Source organism: Ktedonobacteraceae bacterium (assembly GCA_035653615.1).
GTDB lineage: Bacteria > Chloroflexota > Ktedonobacteria > Ktedonobacterales > Ktedonobacteraceae > DASRBN01.
In genome coordinates, this window is record DASRBN010000002.1 from 1 (window position 1) to 17869 (window position 17869).

The 17869-nt window shown below is 56.5% G+C and carries 14 protein-coding genes; 4 read left to right on the forward strand and 10 right to left on the reverse strand.

Features of this window, described 5'->3' with window-relative positions; all coding sequences use genetic code 11:
• Together VFA09_01080 and VFA09_01085 are read left to right on the forward strand one after the other, a co-directional pair.
• On the forward strand, positions 1-1268 hold a 1268-nt coding region (locus VFA09_01080; GenBank protein ID HZU65842.1), incomplete at its 5' end, for an RHS repeat-associated core domain-containing protein.
• A gap of 127 nt (positions 1269-1395) precedes the next feature.
• Positions 1396-2655, forward strand: a complete 1260-nt coding sequence (locus VFA09_01085; GenBank protein ID HZU65843.1) for a PQQ-binding-like beta-propeller repeat protein — start codon at positions 1396-1398, stop codon at positions 2653-2655.
• Between the two features lie 293 nt (positions 2656-2948).
• Here VFA09_01085 and VFA09_01090 read toward each other — a convergent pair whose 3' ends face one another.
• Both VFA09_01090 and VFA09_01095 read right to left on the reverse strand, forming a co-directional pair.
• Positions 2949-4289 carry a TldD/PmbA family protein gene (locus tag VFA09_01090; protein ID HZU65844.1) on the reverse strand — a complete coding sequence of 447 codons (1341 nt, stop codon included), beginning with the start codon at positions 4287-4289 and terminating at the stop codon, positions 2949-2951.
• Between the two features lie 20 nt (positions 4290-4309).
• Entirely contained in the window at positions 4310-5761 is a 1452-nt protein-coding gene (locus tag VFA09_01095; protein ID HZU65845.1) for a TldD/PmbA family protein, read from the reverse strand.
• Positions 5762-6282: 521 nt separating this feature from the next.
• On the opposite strand from VFA09_01095, the gene VFA09_01100 reads away from it, so the two are divergent.
• On the forward strand, positions 6283-8061 hold the full coding sequence (locus VFA09_01100; protein HZU65846.1) for a S53 family peptidase: 1779 nt from the start codon (positions 6283-6285) through the stop codon (positions 8059-8061).
• A 66-nt stretch (positions 8062-8127) separates the two neighbouring features.
• Here VFA09_01100 and VFA09_01105 read toward each other — a convergent pair whose 3' ends face one another.
• The gene (locus VFA09_01105) at positions 8128-8808 is read right to left on the reverse strand and encodes a response regulator transcription factor (protein ID HZU65847.1); all 681 of its coding nucleotides are present in this window, start codon (positions 8806-8808) and stop codon (positions 8128-8130) included.
• Positions 8809-8977: 169 nt separating this feature from the next.
• On the opposite strand from VFA09_01105, the gene VFA09_01110 reads away from it, so the two are divergent.
• Positions 8978-10732, forward strand: coding sequence for a dynamin family protein (locus VFA09_01110; protein ID HZU65848.1), 1755 nt, complete (start codon positions 8978-8980; stop codon positions 10730-10732).
• Between the two features lie 165 nt (positions 10733-10897).
• On the opposite strand, the gene VFA09_01115 is transcribed toward VFA09_01110, so the two are convergent.
• From VFA09_01115 to tgt, 7 genes are all read right to left on the reverse strand, one after another.
• Complete coding sequence (locus VFA09_01115) at positions 10898-12469, reverse strand: SPFH domain-containing protein (GenBank protein HZU65849.1); 1572 nt, start codon at positions 12467-12469, stop codon at positions 10898-10900.
• Positions 12470-12494: 25 nt separating this feature from the next.
• Positions 12495-13544: a stage 0 sporulation family protein gene (locus tag VFA09_01120; GenBank protein HZU65850.1), complete on the reverse strand. Its 1050-nt coding sequence runs from the start codon at positions 13542-13544 to the stop codon at positions 12495-12497.
• 41 nt (positions 13545-13585) lie between these two features.
• On the reverse strand, positions 13586-14158 hold the full coding sequence (locus tag VFA09_01125; GenBank protein HZU65851.1) for a response regulator: 573 nt from the start codon (positions 14156-14158) through the stop codon (positions 13586-13588).
• 12 nt (positions 14159-14170) lie between these two features.
• Positions 14171-15019: a hypothetical protein gene (locus VFA09_01130; GenBank protein HZU65852.1), complete on the reverse strand. Its 849-nt coding sequence runs from the start codon at positions 15017-15019 to the stop codon at positions 14171-14173.
• Positions 15016-15702: a heme-binding protein gene (locus VFA09_01135; GenBank protein ID HZU65853.1), complete on the reverse strand. Its 687-nt coding sequence runs from the start codon at positions 15700-15702 to the stop codon at positions 15016-15018. The genes VFA09_01130 and VFA09_01135 overlap by 4 nt, the downstream gene beginning before the upstream one ends.
• 130 nt (positions 15703-15832) lie before the next feature.
• Positions 15833-16660 carry a biotin/lipoate A/B protein ligase family protein gene (locus VFA09_01140; GenBank protein HZU65854.1) on the reverse strand — a complete coding sequence of 276 codons (828 nt, stop codon included), beginning with the start codon at positions 16658-16660 and terminating at the stop codon, positions 15833-15835.
• Positions 16661-16671: 11 nt separating this feature from the next.
• Complete coding sequence (gene tgt, locus VFA09_01145) at positions 16672-17853, reverse strand: tRNA guanosine(34) transglycosylase Tgt (protein HZU65855.1); 1182 nt, start codon at positions 17851-17853, stop codon at positions 16672-16674.
• Positions 17854-17869: the final 16 nt, after the last annotated feature.

Here is a 17869-nt window from a genome sequence, read left to right on the forward strand (position 1 = left end):
CGCACCAGTTGACCGGCCTCTACAGCCTGGGTGCCACCTGCTCGAACCAGACGGGGCAGGGTTACGCCACGAGCTACGACCAGTGGGGCAACGTCACCGGTCGCACCTACAGCGGCACCACCGGCACGCTGACCTATGACATTTTGGATCACCTGACGCAATGGTACGTCAGTAGCAGCAACCAGGAGCAGTACCTCTACGATGCCTCCGGCAATCGCGTGCTGCGCCGTTCCACCAACAACACCGGTACCACCCTCATCGTCTACCCCTTTGGCCTGGAGGAACACCAGTATAGCGGCAGTGGCACCAACCAGTGGAACACCTATTACTATTTCCTGGGCAGCCGCTTAATTGGGGATCTGGACGCCAACAACACCTACTTCCTGCTGACTGACGCGCTGGGCAGCATCCTCTCGGAGATCAGCTGGTCAGCAGGTGGGGCCTCGGTGCAAGGCAACCAACTCTTCGGGCCGTATGGCAACGGACGCTACTCTGCGGGCAGCATCAACACGGCCAAGGGTTTTATCGGACAGTACAACGATGGCTTGACCGGGTTCGATTACTTCCACGCGCGCTATTATGACCCGGTAGCGGGAGTCTTCCTCTCGGCGGACAAGGTGCAGGGGAACTGGCAGGGGATGAATCCGTATGGCTATGTGGATGGGAACCCGGAGACCAGGAGTGATCCAACCGGCAAGATGATCGAGGGGCAAAACGGCGAGTATGGTAATATCGATTCGCAGGGCAACCTGCACATCTGGGTACCCTATCCCTCCTATGGTAGCGGACAAGGCTACATCTATCGCACCTACTTCTATACCCATGCGCAGCTCCAACAGCCGGCTCAGGATACCTCAGGGCCTTCGAGCTGGCAGAAGCTCATGGATGCCTTAGGTATTACCGACATTGAAAATACCTTCACTGACCCGAATGCCACTTTCTGGGATAAATTCGGAGCGGTGGCAGGAGCAGTTCTCAACGATGCCAATAATCTCCTGCTGGCCGGCTCCATCCTGTTCGGTGGTCCAGAGTTGGCAGGAACCGAAGAAAGGCAGGTGGGAGGTGCGGAGATATTGACTGAAGGTGGCGAGGAAGCATTAATTCAAGGAGGTGAGGAAGCGCTCGCTCAAAGCGAAGAGGAAGTACTCCTTGTTCTAGAAAAGTGCTTTAAGGGTATTTTGAGACCAGTGATAATAACGGCCTTCCACCCCGGCTCAATTTGTTTCCATTCATCATCGTGTCCCCGGATTTTCGCCCCGGCTCTGTAATGTTTCCGTCACGATTCTGTCACGACTGATCTGTATGCTTTCTCCAGAAGAAAAAAATCACCTCATTCCTGATGTGCTGGATCAGTGAACTTTCAATGAGGGAGATGTACAGTGAAAGGAAAATCTCATGTCTTACCCACGCCTGCGTTCTGTTGTCCTGCTGAGCGCTTTCTTGATCATGCTGCTGCTGGCAAGTGCTCCCAGCGCTTTCGCCAGAAGCCTGCACAGTAATTTTCCGCTGGGCTGTCCTTCGATTACCAGCTTCACACCCAGCAGTGGAGCGCCCGGAACCCCAGTCACGCTGACCGGTTGTGGCTTTACTGGCTCGACCAGCGTTACCTTTCACGGCGTTGTGGCCAGTTTCGTCGTCAATTCGGACACCCAGATCACGGCCACGGTGCCCGTTGGGGCCACCAGCGGCGTGATCGCCGTTTACACCCCCACGAAGACCGTCAAGAGTCCTGGCAAGTTCATCGTGCTGAAGGCCTCGGCCTCGATCACGCTCTCGCCGACCGTTGGCCCGCCGACCAGTTCGATCACCGTGACCGGTAGTGGCTTCAGCAAGAATAAGGCGGTCGATGTCTACTTCGACACCTCTGACGAAGCGCTAGCAGGGACCGACGGCCAGGGGGCGTTCTCCATCACCATCACCGTGCCTGCTGATGCCGTACCCGGCACGCACACGGTGAGCGCGGTGCAGCGCTACACGGGACTCACGGCCCAGGCCTCGTTCCTGGTGCAGACCAACTGGGACGAGTTCGGCTACAACCTCCAGCACAGCGGCACCAATCCCTACGAAAACGTCCTCAACCCCTCCAACGTCTCCGGTCTGGGCCTCGACTGGACTGCTGCGACCGGAGATGACGTCGCCTCCGTGCCGGCTGTGGTCAACGGGGTGGTCTATGTCGGCTCCTATGATGACAACCTGTATGCCTTTAACGCTCAAACGGGAGCCGAGCTATGGAAGGCCGCAACTGGCAGTCTCGTCCTCTCCTCGCCGGCGGTGGCCAACGGGGTGGTCTATGCCGGCTCCTATGATGGCAACCTGTACGCCTTTAATGCAGTGCATGGTTCCCTGTTGTGGAAAGCCCCGGTCGGCACTTCCATCGCCTCCTCACCCGCCATAGCTAACGGGGTGGTCTATGTCGGCTCAATAGATGGCAACCTCTATGCGTTCAATGCACAGACGGGAAGCGAGTTATGGTTCGCCGCGACCGGCAATAGCATCTACTCCTCACCGGCTGTGGCCAACGGGGTGGTCTATATTGGCTCGTCGGATGACAACCTGTATGCCTATGCCTTGCCAATCCAGCATCGCGCGCAGCCTCCGGCTCGACCTAATCCCGCGCAGTTGCATCCCAACCTGAAGCTTCGTCCGCAGTCCTGAAGATCAGGGGGCCTGCTTAACCAAGCGTCCTGGCTCCAATCAGGCAATGTAGTGGCGCAACTATGTTGTTCAACAACATAGTTCAGCAATCCCGCAAAGCCGATGAATCGGCGGTGGGCGCGATCAATCGGCCCCTACGCGGCTTCGCCGCGGGAATGCCCGTAGGCCCCGATTGATCGCGGGCAGCGCCGATTTATCGGCCTCCGTGGATTCCCAGTATAATTTGTTCATCTCCATAATCGGGCCTCCACAATCAGGTGCTTGTTATGGCTATATGAACAGGCAAATGCCTGTTATGAACTCGTAACGCCTGTAAAGTTAAAGCGTGCGATGCGCAGGGCGGGAGCCAGCACCGGAATGTAATCGCGGCACTGGATGCGCTCGCGGCCTATGGCCTGCACGTCGCGCAGGGCATCGAGAATGCTTTGTGTGAAGCGAAAATTCTTCAAGGGGCTGCTCAGTTCGCCGTGTTCGATCAAAAAAGTGCCATCGCGCGTCATGCCGGTGAAGAGCGTTTTGACCGGGTGTACGGTGTTGGTGTAGTGGAAGCGCGTGACATAGATGCCGCGTTCGATACCCCTTATCAGTTCCTCAAGGCTTGCATCGCCCGCTTCCATCATTGTGTGCATGGGCATTGGCCCCCAGGGATTGGGCGCGGGCATGGCATGGCCGGTGTCGGTCTTTCCCTGGCGAAAAGCGGTGAACGAATCGTAGACGACGGCGGTGGCAATGCCATGATCGATCATATCCACACGCTGCTTCGGTACGCCTTCGTAGTCGAATGCCTGCGGCAAGCCTGCCGGATCATGCCCATCATCGTAGATCGTTACCAGCGGACTGGCAATCTGCTTGCCGAACTGACCGTTCATAAAGCTGCGCTCCTCCTGGACGGCCAGGGCGGAAAGGCCCATGAAGACCAGGTTTTGCAGCATATCCGCGACGGCATAAGTATCGAGCACGACCGGGTATTCGCCCAGCGGAAAATCGATGGGATTGCGGCTGCGCTCGGCCTTTTGCACCGCCTCACGCGCCATGGCCTCGAAGTCGATGGTCGAGGCATCGGTTGCGAGACGCTGCGTATAGCCCGAACCCTGGGCGTCGGCCATCACGACGGCGTGGCACTCGGCCTCGGTACGCGGCTCATAGGCAAAAATGCCCAGCGAGTTCGCGACCGCCACTTCGGTGGTATCAGTCGAAAAGGCTCCGGCGGCTTCCAGGCCGCGTTCCTTCGCCAGTTGCACGATGATTCCGACGTTGCGGGCGCGTTCTTCGGGACTATATTGAGCGGTGCGCTGGCTGTATGCTGGCGCGGCAATGATAGGCCCCGGGCCGGGCAGCGAACGAAATTCTGGATTTTCGGGCGAGATACGCGCAATTCCCAGGGCCTGCTCCGTAACGCGGCGCAGCGATTCGTCGTCCAGGCGATTGGTTGTGGCGACTCCCGTTCTTTTGCCCACGACAGCACGCACATGCAGTTCATGGTTGCTCTCGGCCACATTTTGATGAATATGGTTGTTGGCGAAGCGCGTCAGGGCGCTCTCCGTGCCAAAATAGAGTACTTCGGTCTGTTCGGCCCTTGAATAGCCGAGAATTGTATTGAGCAAGGAACGCACTTTTGACTCATCGGCATACATGGTTTTGTACTCTTTCTTTTCTACCAGCGCCCGACGCCGACCTGGACATTGCGGAACCGCGCGGGTGCAGCCCCATGGCCGGTACGCATGACCTGCATCGGTTCGCCTTTGCCGCAGTTGGGAGTGCCCCAGACGACCCAGTGGTCGCGGTTGCAGATGGCATCGCACGAACCCCAGAACTGGGGGGTGATGCCGGTATAGGTGGCATTCTTCAAGATGCGGCCCAGCTTGCCGTGCTTGATTTCGTAGGCCAGCTCAACGCCGAACTGGAAGTTCAAGCGGCGGTCGTCGATGCTCCAACTCTTGTTGATGCTCATGTAGATGCCATCATCAGTATCGGCAATCAGATCGTCCAGCGTCCAGGTTCCTGGTTCCAGGCTGACGTTGGTCATGCGGATCATCGGCAGGCGATTCCAGTTGTCGGCGCGCACGCAGCCATTGCTCGTCAAACCAAGCAAGGGCGCGGTATCCCGTGACATCAAGTAGCCGGTAAAGTTGCCGTTGGTGACAATAGCCGTGCGCTGGGCGGGCACACCCTCGTCATCCCAGCCGAAGGTGCCCAACCCGCCAGGGATGGTGGCGTCGGCGGTGATATTGACGACATCCGAGCCGTAACGAAAATGACCCAATTTATCGGTTGTCAGAAAGCTCTTGCCGACAAAGCCCGCTTCATATCCCAGCACGCGATCCAGTTCAATGGGATGGCCGCAGGATTCATGCACCTGCAGCGCGACCTGCGGCCCATCGAGTATAATGGTTGTAATACCGGAAGGGCATTGAGGAGCGGCGAGCAGCTTCACGGCCTCTTCGCCGATCCTGGCGCCATGATCTGGCAGGCGCATGACCTCAATGAATTCGTAGCCAGAGGTTCCCGCCTGGCGACCGAAGGAATTAGGGTAAGAGCGCGTCTGTATCTCGCTGCTCGTGGGATCGACGGCGCTGGCATCAATGGCCGCGCCTATGTCGAACAGTTCCTGCTCGACCTCGCTGCCCTCTGAACTGACGAACAGCTTGCGCTCGCGGGCATACTCCATGTTGGCGCTGGTCAACGCCACGCCCTGCACGCTGCGCATAGCGGCATCGGCAGCGAGCAACAACTCTACTTTCTGGTTGAGGGGAACGGCAAAAGGGTCTTTTTGCATGGGCGTGCGGTAGAAGCCGTGCTGCGGAGCAAGCGGGGAGAGGCGCACCGGCTCGCCCGCCACAAGAGCGCTGGCGCGGGCAATCTGCACGGCCTGCCGCGCGACGTGTTCGGCCTCCGCATCATCCATGCGAGCGCTGCTGGCGAAGCCCCAGGCGCCATCCACAATGACGCGCACATTGAAGCCACTGCTCGTACCGCTCGCGACTCCCTCGACATTGCCATTCTTGACGACGATGCCCTCGGTAGTGCGTTCCATAACGCGCACATCGACATAGCTCGCACCAAGTTGCTGGGCGATATTCAACGCCCGGTTTGCTATATCACGCATAAAACACTTCTTTTCATCTTCAAAAAATAGATTTCAACAACGTTTGTATTGTACGCATTTTACGAATGGCTGTCCAGCAGGGCTATTTAACAGTCCTGCTGAATTTTGACACGCAAAATCAGTAATCTGAGCGGTCCCGGGCGTGTCATTCTGAGCGCAGCGAAGAATCTGCCTGCATTCATCGGCCCGGAGATTCTTCGCTGCGCTCAGAATGACATGGCCGACTTTGATTGGTAAAACTCATTATCAGAACGTCCTTTGGTCTGATGAATAGAATGATAGAAAGTGGGAAGCAATTCACATTTCATAGGATAAAAAAGAACTATACAAACGTTTATTTTTCGGTTATTCTATTGCTGACATGATAAATTCTATACATTTAGCTTATCAAGAAAGGAGCATTGCCAAAGACTTTTTCTATATCCTTCTACCTTCTACGTATTGTTTGTTTTATTAGCTTATTCTATCCAGCCAGGTCAAAAGGATTGTGCGATCTGGCCAAGTAGACGGAGAGTTTTCAGATGATTCAAGCCCCACACAATTCCCATAGGCGACCAACCCTGGGCGCGTTGGCGCTGTTGCTCATCACATTCATCCTGGTGAGTTGCGGTGGCTCCAATTCAAGCACGCAGCCTACACCAACCCCCCCATCGCTGGTCCAATTTAGCCCGGTTACGGTGAACATTCCCCCCGCCGCGCTCAATTCGCCTGTGACAGGCCCATTACCCGATACCACCATTTTACATGTAGACCTGACATTCAAGGCGAACATAAGCCACCAGGGCCAGTTGAATAAGACCGGCTCGGGCAAAGGACAGGACCTTGAAAAAGAGGCAAATTCAATTGGCATCAGCGATGCGACCTACCAGCAGATCAAGGCTTTTCTTGGCATTCAGGATGCTAAGCTGACGCTGAGCAAGCTGCACACCGACCTGAAGGTCGATGCGAAGGCGAAGACCATCGCGTCGCTATTCCAGACGCACTTCGTGATCCACAAATACCAGGGCCGCACCTTCTATGCGCCGACAACGACGCCAAAGCTGCCCACATTTATCGTAAACCAGCTGATCACGGTGACCGGACTCGATAACTATGGTATGCCCTTCCATACAGGATCAGTGTTTAACAAGGTCATCCCGCTCACCAGCCATACTCAGGGACAGGCAAAAGCGGATTGCAATCCGCCGAACAACCAGGTATTCCCCAAGGATGTCGCGGATGCCTATGGGTATGCTCCATTCTACCAGAACGGTTACCATGGCGAAAACCTGACGATTAACCTCGTGGAGATCGACGGGGCCACCGCGAACGATATTCAGAACTACGGGCAGTGCGTCGGATTTCAAGGCCATATCGCGGTGAAGGATGTTGATGGCACACCCACCCAGGCCGAGGGTGAATCGGTACTGGATATCGAAATGATCGAGGGCCTGGATCGCAATGCCAACATCATCGACTATGAAACCGGTACGCCATCATCTGCCAGCCTGATAGATGAGCTGCAGCAAATCGTTGACGACAACACGAATAATGCCGGCGTAGGCAATGTCGTGAGCATCAGCCTGGGAGCAGTCGAAAGCGCTGAAACGCTGAATGATCTGAAGGCGCTCGATCAACGCCTGAGCATGCTGACACAGGTCGAGCATATGACGGTTTTCGTCTCCAGTGGAGACTGCGGCGCTTTTGCCGATGGCATCTATCAGAGCTTTTCTGTGCAATTCCCAACGACCGATCCAAACGTCGTTTCTGTTGGTGGTACCGTGCTACACATCGATAACCAGGGCAATCGCACAGATGAGATCGTCTGGTCCGACAACTCGGACTTAAGCAAATGCACGAACTCCTGGGGCAGCGGCGGCGGCAGCAGCAACTACTTCCCCCAGCCTTCGTGGCAAACTGGCCCCGGCGTGCAGAACGACGCTTCACGCGGGTTCCGCCAGATACCTGATGTCTCCGCGGTAGCGGCGAACCTGGCCTTCTACTTCGGAGGGCAATGGGTAACCTTCCCTGATGGCGAGGGCGGTGGCGGCGGCACAAGCGCGGCAGCTCCCATCTGGGCCTCGGGTATGTTGCTGGTCAATGAGGCATTGATACAACGCTATCACGTCTTTTTCTACGGACCCAGCCTGTTCTATTACGTCGCAAATCATGCAGGCAATCACCCGGCCTTCTACGACGTGACACAGGGGAACAATCTGGGGTTCAACGCGACTCCAGGGTGGGATTTCGCGACAGGATTGGGCACGCCCAACCTGGTGAATTTCTACAACGCTCTAGCCTCGGTCGCCAGCCAGGGCTGATCAATGTCAATGCGATGAAAAGAAATACGCGTCCGGGCGGGCGCGTATTTCTTTTCATCAGCTATTTCATATAATCTTGCGTTCTCGTGCGAGATTCGCCGCCTGCGTGCGATTCCCGGCATGGAGTTTGCCCAATATATTGGAGACGTGGTTTTTGACGGTTCCTTCAGCCAGTACAAGCCTTTCGGCTATTTCGCGATTGCTGGCTCCGGCGGCGAGCAATTTGAGAACCTCAATTTCGCGCGCGCTCAATTCCTCTTCGGCTACACCGCTAGATGATGGCGAGACGGAACGCGTTCCCCTGCGACCATATTCCACAAGCAATTTGCTGGCGACCTTGGGCTGGATGAACGGCTCGCCTGCATAGACTTTGCGGATGGTAGCGGTGAGTTCACCGGCGGGCACATCTTTGAGCAGGTAGCCCATGGCTCCGGCCTTGATGGCCTCGAAGACGTAGTCTTCATAGTCAAAGGTGGTAAGAATGATGACCCTGGCGCCTGGATGCGCGGTGGTGATGGCAGCCGTCGCCTGGACGCCGTTTTTACGCGGCATCTGGATATCCATGAGGACGATGTCGGGCGCGCGCCCCTGCTTTTGCAGTTCGTTGTACTTTTGAATAGCCTCTTCGCCATTGGCAGCTTCGGCCACGACCTCAAGGCCAGGCTCGAGTTCGAGAACGGTATGCAAACCCTCGCGCATCAGCGTCTGGTCTTCGCACAGCAAGATATGAATGACCTTTTCGCGCATAACATATCCTCCCTGATTTATATTTGTTATGAGTCTACACTTTTGTAGCGCAGGAAGCAAGAGCGGCTCAGGTATCCGGCGCGTCTCACACCAAAAGTGATATATTATATATATAAGGACATGAATTTCAGGGCATCGGGCGGTGCCGGAGAAAGTGATACATAACACGATGATAGGAGCGGTTTTACAGCAACGGCAGCGTGAGATATTACAGGATGAGCGGAGAATTGCGCAGGAGCTGCAGGCGTGCCTGGTTGGATTTGAGGAGGCCGAGGCATACTCTACGACGTTACGCGAGGTGATTACCTCATTGGATGAACTGTTCCTGCTGGTAGTGGTGGGCGAGTTCAACGCAGGAAAATCGGCCTGTATCAATGCGCTGCTGCATGCTAATGTTCTGGAGGAGGGCGTGGTACCGACGACAAACCAGGTCACGATGCTGCGTTTCGGCGACCAGGATACAAGGCAATTACGAGACGGAGCAATCCTGGAATTGCATTACCCGGCTGAATTTCTGCGCGATATCACCATCGTAGATACGCCGGGGGTAAACGCGGTGCTGCGACAGCACGAACGATTGACGGAGGATTTCATACCGCGCAGCGATCTGATCCTGTTCGTGACCTCGGTGGACCGGCCCTTTACGGAGAGCGAGCGGGCTTTTATGGAGCGCATTCGCGCGTGGGGCAAAAAGGTCGTGATTGTGCTGAATAAAATCGACCTGCTGCGCACGCCGGAGGGATTGGCGGAAGTGGTCGATTTCGTGCATGAGAATTGTAAGAGCCTGCTGGGGTTCGAGCCTGAGATATTTCCGGTCTCGGCATTGCGGTCGCAGCAATCGCACACGGCTGTTGGGCACGAGGCGATACGCCTGTGGGAAGAGAGCGGGTTTAGCGCGCTGGAACATTACCTTTTCAAAAAGCTGGACGAGGTGGAACGGGTACGGTTGAAGTTGCTCAGCCCACTGGGCGTGATGCAGCGCCTGCTGGCAGAAACCCAGAGCGTGGTGGAGCAGCGGGCGAGCCTGCTGGCGGAAGATGCGCGAACGGTGAGCGCCATCGAAGACCAACTGCGCTTATACCGCGAGGATATGGAGCAAAATTTCGGGCACCGCTTGAGCGAGATTGAAAATATTGTGCTGACGATGCGCGGGCGCGGTGATCGTTTCTTCGATGATACGATTCGCCTGGGGCGCATCTTCGACCTTATCCAGGCCAACCGGCTGCGGGATGAGTTCGAACGCGAAGTAATCGGCGATAGCGCGACGCGCATTGACGATGCGGTGCAGCAGTTGATCGACTGGCTGGTAGAGCATGAACACCGGCTGTGGCAGGATATCATGGAGTACCTGGACCGGCGACGGCAGGTGAGCGCGCGGCGCGATAGCGAAATGGTCGGGACCATAGGCAGGCAGTTCGACTATAATCGCCGTACATTGTTGCAGTCTGTGGCGCGAATGGCGCATACGGTTGTGAATAGCTACGATCACCAGTCGGAGGCGCTGGTGCTGTCGCAGAATTTGCGCAATTCGGTGGCGCAGGCGGCTATCGCGGGTGCGGGCGGCATTGGATTAGGAGCGATTGTGGTAGCGGCGGTTGGGACGGCGGCGGCAGATGTGACCGGAATACTGGCGGGTCTGGTGCTGCTGAGCCTGGGTTTATACATTATACCGGCGCGCCGCACGCGGGCAAAGCGGGACTTCGATGAGAAGATGGAGGAGCTGCGCACACGTTTGCACGAGTCCATGGAGGAACAATTCCGCAAAGAATTGAATAACGCGACAGGCCGCGTGCAGGATGCGATTGCGCCATATACGCGCTTTGTGCGTGCCGAGCAAGAAAAAACGACAACGATGCAGGAATTGATCACGCGCCTGAATAACGCAGTGCTAGCACTAAGAAATACCATCGAAACAATAGCATAAAGGGTTCCCAACCCCGATAATTTTTAACAACCAGCAGCGAGCTATGTCATTCTGAGCGGAGCGAAGAATCTGCGGTAAATAGGTGCTAGCGGTGTCATTCTGAGCGCAGCGAAGAATCTCAGCGTTCCAAGGTACAGATTCTTCGCTGCGCTCAGAATGACACCACTAGCGTTTGGTATTTGAGCCTACGCGTGCCTGGGCATTGTCCTCGATGGATTTGGCGCGTTGATAGAGGGTTCTCGCGGCACGTGCGGCGTCGAAATCGGCATTCTGGCTGAGCTGCGGGTCGTGAGAAACTACCTCGAATTGACGAGCGATACCGCGAATAGTATTCGGGTCAGTAATACGGCTCTGCCGGACGGCCTCATAGAGTTCCTTCAGTGAATCCATGCTGATAGGCCGGGAGGATAAGTCTGTGGGAGCATCGGAAGTGGATGCCGGTTGGGGTGGAACCTCCCGTTGTTGCACGGCATTGCTAACCATTACGACTGTTGCATCATCGTCGCCGGCAGAGGGACCTGGTGCGACTGGAGTTCCTGTCCTGGTGGGTTGTTGCGCAGGCTGATCTGCAGGGTCCGGGGCATGACTGGCGGCAGGTACAGGCCTTTTTGTTTGTGCTTGCATGCCAGGAGGAGCAGTTGTGACAGGCATTAAATGAGGGATAAGGGTAATATCCTGGATGCGCACCCAGTTGACCTGAACGCCCCAGCCTGCTACGCGGTCCTGCGTGCGCGAAGCAAGGGCATGATTAATACGATCCCAGCGCGTATCCTGAATTGGATCGAGGGGGGCAGGAGAGTGAGACGAGCGTAGAGGCTGACCCTGAGCCTGTGGCCAGGCGGTGAAATCGGCTGGGGAGAGCTGGCTGACCAGAGCTTGAAGGGTGCCGATAAAGAGCTTATGCAGGCTTTCCTCCCAATTCTCGACGCTCAGGGTGAGGTAGGCGTCTTCGGGCACGACCTGAAAAGAGATGGTGGCTATGAGACGCACATCCTGATCGCGGGAGATTTTTACGACCTGCAACGGAGTTGTCCAGACCTTTTCCTTTATGCTGACGCGCTGGACAACCTTTTCCCACGGCCAGAGAAATGCAGGGCCAGAATCAAGCGTGCGGCTGTATTTGCCGAAGGAATGAACGATCTCGACAGAGCCAGCGGCTACAATGCGAACGCCGCGGCGCGCGTAGAACAGCACGATGACCAGTATGATAATCAAGAGGATGATGGCGCCACGGAGGCCAAAAATGGCAAAGGTGCCGACTAGCAGGAAGAGCGTGTAGCCCAGGGCGAGGCAGAGCAACCAGAGGTCGTCATTGGAGCCGACGTAGTAAAGCATAGTGCCTTGCAGGATAGCAAGGGCAAGCAATAGAATTGCCAGTGGCAGGGGTTGCAGATTAGGATGTGGCGACTTGTAGATGACGACATAGGTGATGATGAAGACGAAAAGGGCAAAAGGCAGAGGGACAAGAATGGGCGAGAAGAGGCGCCCGAAATTGCGCAACGATTCCAGGGTAAAGAAAGAAGCATTGCCATCATCCTGATCTTCGTCCTCGTCAACGGCATCATCTGAATCGGCAGAATCGACCTGATTGGCCCTGGTATTTACGAACTGCGCCTGCATATTCTGAGCAGGTGGAGCTGAGCCATAGCCAGTTATGCCATTCCGGTCATTTTCATCATCGTCGCCGTCACCCGGGTTTTGCCAGGTAGAACTAGAATCATCCTGATCCGTTGTCATAAATATTTGCACCTCTCTTTTCTTATTAGTGACCAATGATGGTTCGCGCGTCGTAGGTTTGGGGGCGCGTTTGTCCCACCCTGCATCCACCACCCCCGCCAGAATTCGAGCCACAGGTGCAGCCACCGGTCTTGCCACAGCCACAAGCGGATGAGCCGGCAGAAGCTTTCGCCGTCGCATTGCTCACTCCACAGGAGCCACAGCCGCCACCAGCTTTGATGCCACAGGAGGCACAGCCACCAGCCTTATCGTTTGTATCCTGTTGAGGTTGTACCGGAACCTGTATAATGACGCCACTTTCCAGCATCACCTCAACGGAAGATTTCGGCACATTGATGGAAACTACCCTGCCCGTGCCGCTGGGGGTATCCAGAAAGGTGCCGACCTGCGGCATGGTCTGTTTGGCCTGGATGTAGTTCTCGTTTTCGTATGAGAGACAACATAGCAGGCGGCCACAGACGCCGGAGATTTTGGCGGGGTTGAGCGGCAAATCCTGCTCTTTAGCCATCTTGATCGACACGACGCCAAAATCGCTGATCCACGAACTACAACACAAGGTTTTGCCGCATGGGCCTACCCCGCCTTGCAGCTTGGCCTGGTCGCGCGCTCCGATTTGACGCAGTTCAATGCGCGTGCGGAATGTGGCTGCCAGGTCTCGCACGAGGGCGCGGAAATCGACCCGCTCATCGGCGGTAAAGTAGAATGTCAGGCGGCTGCCATCAAACGTATATTCGGCCTCGACTAATTTCATAGGCAACTGGTGCTGCGCGACATGCCTGGCACATTGCACCAGCGCGTCTTTCTCTTTTCCTTTGAAAGAGAGCATCATGCGCAGTTCGTCTTCGGTAGCCAGGCGCAGAACAGGCTTTAAGGGGTCGCTTAGTTCGCTTGCGGCGATCTTCTTGGAGGCGATAACGACCCTACCAGCTTCTACACCGCGTACCGTTTCGACAATGACATATTGACCTGTCGTATAAGTTGCCCCCTGTGGGTCGAAGTTGTAAATACGCCCGGCGGGACGAAAACGAATGCCGACGATGGTAACCATGTTCTCTACGGTTGTCGCAGAAGACATTGTTGTCAATCCTTACGTTGGCTCTCTATCCTTAGAGGGCGTTACATTTCGTTAGTGAGCAGGATGGCCTCGGCAACTTCGCGCATGGACTTGCGATTGTTCATGCTGGCCTTCTGTATCTTGCGAAATGCCTCTTGCTCGCTGAGACCCTGCTTTTCCATCAACAACCCCTTGGCGCGTTCGACGACCTTGCGCGTCTCCAGTTGCTCGCTAAGCGTGCGCGTCTTTTCTTCGAGGGCGCGAAACTCACCATAGCGCGCCAGGGCAACTTCTATGGCCGGGGTCACCTCGCTTTCGCGCAGGGGCTTGACGATATAGTTGACCACTCCTGCTTCTTTGGCTCGCTCGACCAGTGGCTGGTCGCCAAAAGCGGTGAGCAACAGGACGGGGGCTATTTTTTCCTGCGTGAGCGTTTCTGCCGCCGTGATGCCATCCATATCAGGCATACGAATATCCATAATGACCAGGTCGGGACGCAACTCGCGGGCGAGGTTGACGGCGCTTATGCCGTCGCCTGCCTCACCGACTACCAGATAACCCTGCTTGGTCAGAACATCTTTCAAATCCATGCGCTGAATCGTTTCGTCATCAGCAATTATTACACGTGTAGGCATAGTGGTTCTCCTTTACCTTTTCCGTTCGCGGCGCTGGTTGTAGCGCTGCTGCTGGCGATACTCCTGGTAGAGGTCATCATCGACGCCTTTCACTCCCTGCTTCATTGCTGGTGGCTGATTCCTGATACTTCCAGGTTCAGAAGTACTCTTTGTCTGAACTGTTTTGCGCTGTGCTGACTGCTGACCACTCAACCCCGCCAGGTTGCGGGGGATGAGGTCGAAGCGCGCCAGAACGATTAAGACGACGATCAACGTCAACAGGAAAAGGACTGTTGACAGGTTAACGGGAAATGACCCGATCGAGAAAAGCGTATAATTCATTTTATTCACGGTCAGGTAATTCGTCTCAAATGTGCCGATGAAATCGGCAATAATCAGGTACAGGAGCATGCCGAAGAGGTATTTCATCTTGAATGCCCCTGCCGGACGAGTGGGCGCGCTGCGAACCGCGGCGCTTCTGGCCGGCGCGCTTTTAACAGGCGCACTGGCAGCCGGCTGCTTGCTCTCTTTTGCTTGTACCGCTGTTTTCCCGGCTGTGGCGCGCGCGAGACGAGCCTGAGCAGGGTTCACTTCCGGTTTCTCCGTAGTCTTGCCGACCGTGGAAAAGAATTTCGGCAGGCGACGAGAGGGTGCAGTGACAGTCTTTGTTTCCTCGACTGCCTGGTTCGTAGTCCCGGTGTCGCTATCGCCACCGGACGAGATCAGCTCTTCCTGCGCTTTTTTATCATCTTCCGGTTCGGCGAGCGAATCGGGCGTTGCAGTGACGAGAACCGGGCGATTGCGGTTCGCGCGGCTGCGCCTGGCCGAACTGGATTTTCCGGCTGCATTCCCTCCTGGCCCCGAACCTGGTGCTTGTGTCATGATTGGCCTCCACGAGATTCATTATACTGATCGAGTGGCAACTGCTCATCTTCAGAGCTGTAAGAGCCATCCTGATCAGGATCGAGATGATGAGTGCTATTTGGAACATTTTGTGGTGCCGGCGCCGGATTGGCAGGCGCGTTGTAGAGCGAGCTGGCAGGAGACGGCATGGGAGGATATGATGGCGTTGGCTGTAGAGCCGGCCTTGGTTGTGCCTGTCCTACCGGCTGTGGATGCTGCACAGGTTGCATGGCGGGAGCAGCCGGGGCCATAGCCTCCAACGCTGCCAGGCCAGCACGCGCGATATCGTCATCACGGCCAGGCGCGTTGCCTCCGCTTACACCGATGCCGCCAACAGTCGCACCGCCGAGTCGAATAGGCCACCCTCCTGCCGCCATGATGAACTTTCCTTGCGACATGGCGGCCATGCTCGAGGCGAAGCCGGGGATACCGGAACCCCACTGGGCCACAGCGTCGGTCGATTGATTGAACATCACTGCTGTACTGGCCTTGGCAACGCTGATATTGCCGGTGGCCCACCCATAGGGGGACATCATCCGCTCAAAAAGCACCAGATGACCGCCGGCATCGACGATGGCGATGCTCACAGGGCTGCGCAATTCTATAGCGCGCTGCTTGCTGGCTTCGAGAATGCGTCGCGCAATATCTATGGTTAAGTTCATACGTCTGTCACTCCTTCTCGGGCGCAGTATGCGCGCCCAACGGATGATGTGCCGCTCAATACAAGATTGACCACGCGGCCTTCTGATGCTGTTAGTATAACGTATTGAGCGGGGAGTCACAAGAGGGTTATTATACACTCCCTGTCAAACTGATTCTCTCCCTCCGCCACTCCAACTTGCTATACTTCTCCTCGACCAACTGCTGAGCCATCTCCCATTCCGACGCGCTCAACTCGCCAGGCACAAACTCTGCCCGCAAAGCCTCACCAAAACCGCTACGGAAGGTATGAGCGACATCATCCCAGGATGCACCGGGCACGAAGGTGTGCAGGGGCGTCGTCTTTTCGCGATATTGGGCCAGGGCCTCCTGGCGCGAATCTTCATTCGGGAAGCGCAACATGGCGAAAAACTCGGCGGAACGATCATCGAGCGGGAGCGAACCCTGTTGCAGCAGGGCATCATCCTTCCAGACCTGGGCGCTACCGACCAGTTTGAAGCCCCCGCTGGTGAGATCGGCCTGCGTAGAGGAGGCAAAACAGGCAGCCGAAGGATGTTTGCTCACGCGCTCATCGCTGAGTTCGGCCCGCACACCCAAAAGGTTGAGAGCGGCGAGCAAACCCTGGGCGAGATAGGCATAGGCGGCCACTACGCCCGCCGGAACGCCGAAGCGCTTACCGATAACGATGCTGTAGGTAAATTCATCGCAGTGATAGACGGCACGCCCACCCGTTGGCCGGCGTACCAGCGCGACTCCCTGTTGTTCGCACACATCGCGCAGGATTTCGCGTTCGATACTCTGGAAGCGTCCCAGCGAGATGGACGGCTGCGACCAGCGAAAGACGCGCAGAGTTGGAGGCGCCTCGCCCCGCAGGTGATGGGTCAGCACCGCCTCGTCGATAGCCATATTCATAGCGGCATGCTGGATGCCGGTGTTTAAGAAGCGATAGGGTTCGGACATTGATGGTTCCTTCAGGATAAGCGAGAGCGCGCAGCCTTCCATTTTTCGCGCTGGTCTTCACGCACCTTCTCTGAGGTGGGGACATACTGCGCTAAAAAGGTGTCGCGAAATTCGGGGAACGTTCCGGCCAGGATGCTGGCGCGAATCTCACCCGCCAGGCGCAACATGAAGCGGATATTATGGATGCTCCCCAATCGATAATACAATTGCTCCTCAGCCCTGGCAAGGTGATGCACGTATGCCGCGCTGTAATTGCGACAGGTGTAGCAATCGCAGCCCTCTTCGACCGGGCCATGCTGGGCCGAGAAGCGCGACGCCTTGATATTGACACGTCCCTGGCGCGTGAAGAGGCCGCCGTGACGGGCAACCCGCGTGGGCAGGACGCAATCGAACATATCCATACCGAGGCTGACCCCCATCACCAGGTCTTCAGGAGAACCCACGCCTAACAAATGGCGTGGCTTGTCCCGTGGCAATTCGGGAGTCACGCAGCCCAATAATTCCCACATTTCGGCCTTGGGTTCGCCGACCGATAGCCCGCCAATGGAGAGGCCACGAAACGGCAGATTGCCGATGTAGTGGGCGCTTTGCCGCCGCAGTTCTGGATCGAAGGCGCCCTGCACAATGCCGAACAGCGTTTGCTCCGGTCGATACTGTTCCTTAGCAACCAGCGCGCGCTCGGCCCAGCGATGCGTCATCTCCATCGCATCTCGCGCCGCTTCGCGAGAACAAGGATAGGGCGCGCAGATATCCAGCGGCAGGATGATGTCCGCGCCAAGCTCGGACTCGATCTGCATCACGCTCTCCGGCGTCAGCATATGGGCGGAGCCATCCAGGTGTGATTTGAAAGCGGCCCCTTCCTCGCTCAATTTGCGCAGGTGCCCCAGGCTGAATACCTGGAAGCCGCCGCTATCGGTCAGAATAGGCCCATCCCAATGCATAAAAGTGTGCAGGCCACCAAATTCGGCGATCAAGCGCGAGCCGGGGCGCAGCATCAGGTGATAGGTATTGGCGAGAATAATCTGCGCGCCCGCCTCGCGCAACTCCTCGGGTGAGACGCTCTTCACACTGGCCTGCGTCCCGACGGGCATAAAGATAGGCGTCGAAATCGTGCCGTGGGGCGTCTGGATGGTTCCCGCGCGCGCCCAGCTTGCAGGACATTCGGCGTCAATGGTGAATGAAAACGTTGGCATGCATTCCTCAACAATT

Bases quoted from the DNA above. Each gene is read 5' to 3' on its own strand.
- VFA09_01085 (HZU65843.1), top strand. From the start codon at position 1,396: ATGTCTTACCCACGCCTGCGTTCTGTTGTCCTGCTGAGCGCTTTCTTG.
- VFA09_01090 (HZU65844.1), bottom strand. From the start codon at position 4,289: ATGTATGCCGATGAGTCAAAAGTGCGTTCCTTGCTCAATACAATTCTC.
- VFA09_01095 (HZU65845.1), bottom strand. From the start codon at position 5,761: ATGCGTGATATAGCAAACCGGGCGTTGAATATCGCCCAGCAACTTGGT.
- VFA09_01100 (HZU65846.1), top strand. From the start codon at position 6,283: ATGATTCAAGCCCCACACAATTCCCATAGGCGACCAACCCTGGGCGCG.
- VFA09_01105 (HZU65847.1), bottom strand. From the start codon at position 8,808: ATGCGCGAAAAGGTCATTCATATCTTGCTGTGCGAAGACCAGACGCTG.
- VFA09_01110 (HZU65848.1), top strand. From the start codon at position 8,978: ATGATAGGAGCGGTTTTACAGCAACGGCAGCGTGAGATATTACAGGAT.
- VFA09_01115 (HZU65849.1), bottom strand. From the start codon at position 12,469: ATGACAACGGATCAGGATGATTCTAGTTCTACCTGGCAAAACCCGGGT.
- VFA09_01120 (HZU65850.1), bottom strand. From the start codon at position 13,544: ATGTCTTCTGCGACAACCGTAGAGAACATGGTTACCATCGTCGGCATT.
- VFA09_01125 (HZU65851.1), bottom strand. From the start codon at position 14,158: ATGCCTACACGTGTAATAATTGCTGATGACGAAACGATTCAGCGCATG.
- VFA09_01130 (HZU65852.1), bottom strand. From the start codon at position 15,019: ATGACACAAGCACCAGGTTCGGGGCCAGGAGGGAATGCAGCCGGAAAA.
- VFA09_01135 (HZU65853.1), bottom strand. From the start codon at position 15,702: ATGAACTTAACCATAGATATTGCGCGACGCATTCTCGAAGCCAGCAAG.
- VFA09_01140 (HZU65854.1), bottom strand. From the start codon at position 16,660: ATGTCCGAACCCTATCGCTTCTTAAACACCGGCATCCAGCATGCCGCT.
- tgt (HZU65855.1), bottom strand. From the start codon at position 17,853: ATGCCAACGTTTTCATTCACCATTGACGCCGAATGTCCTGCAAGCTGG.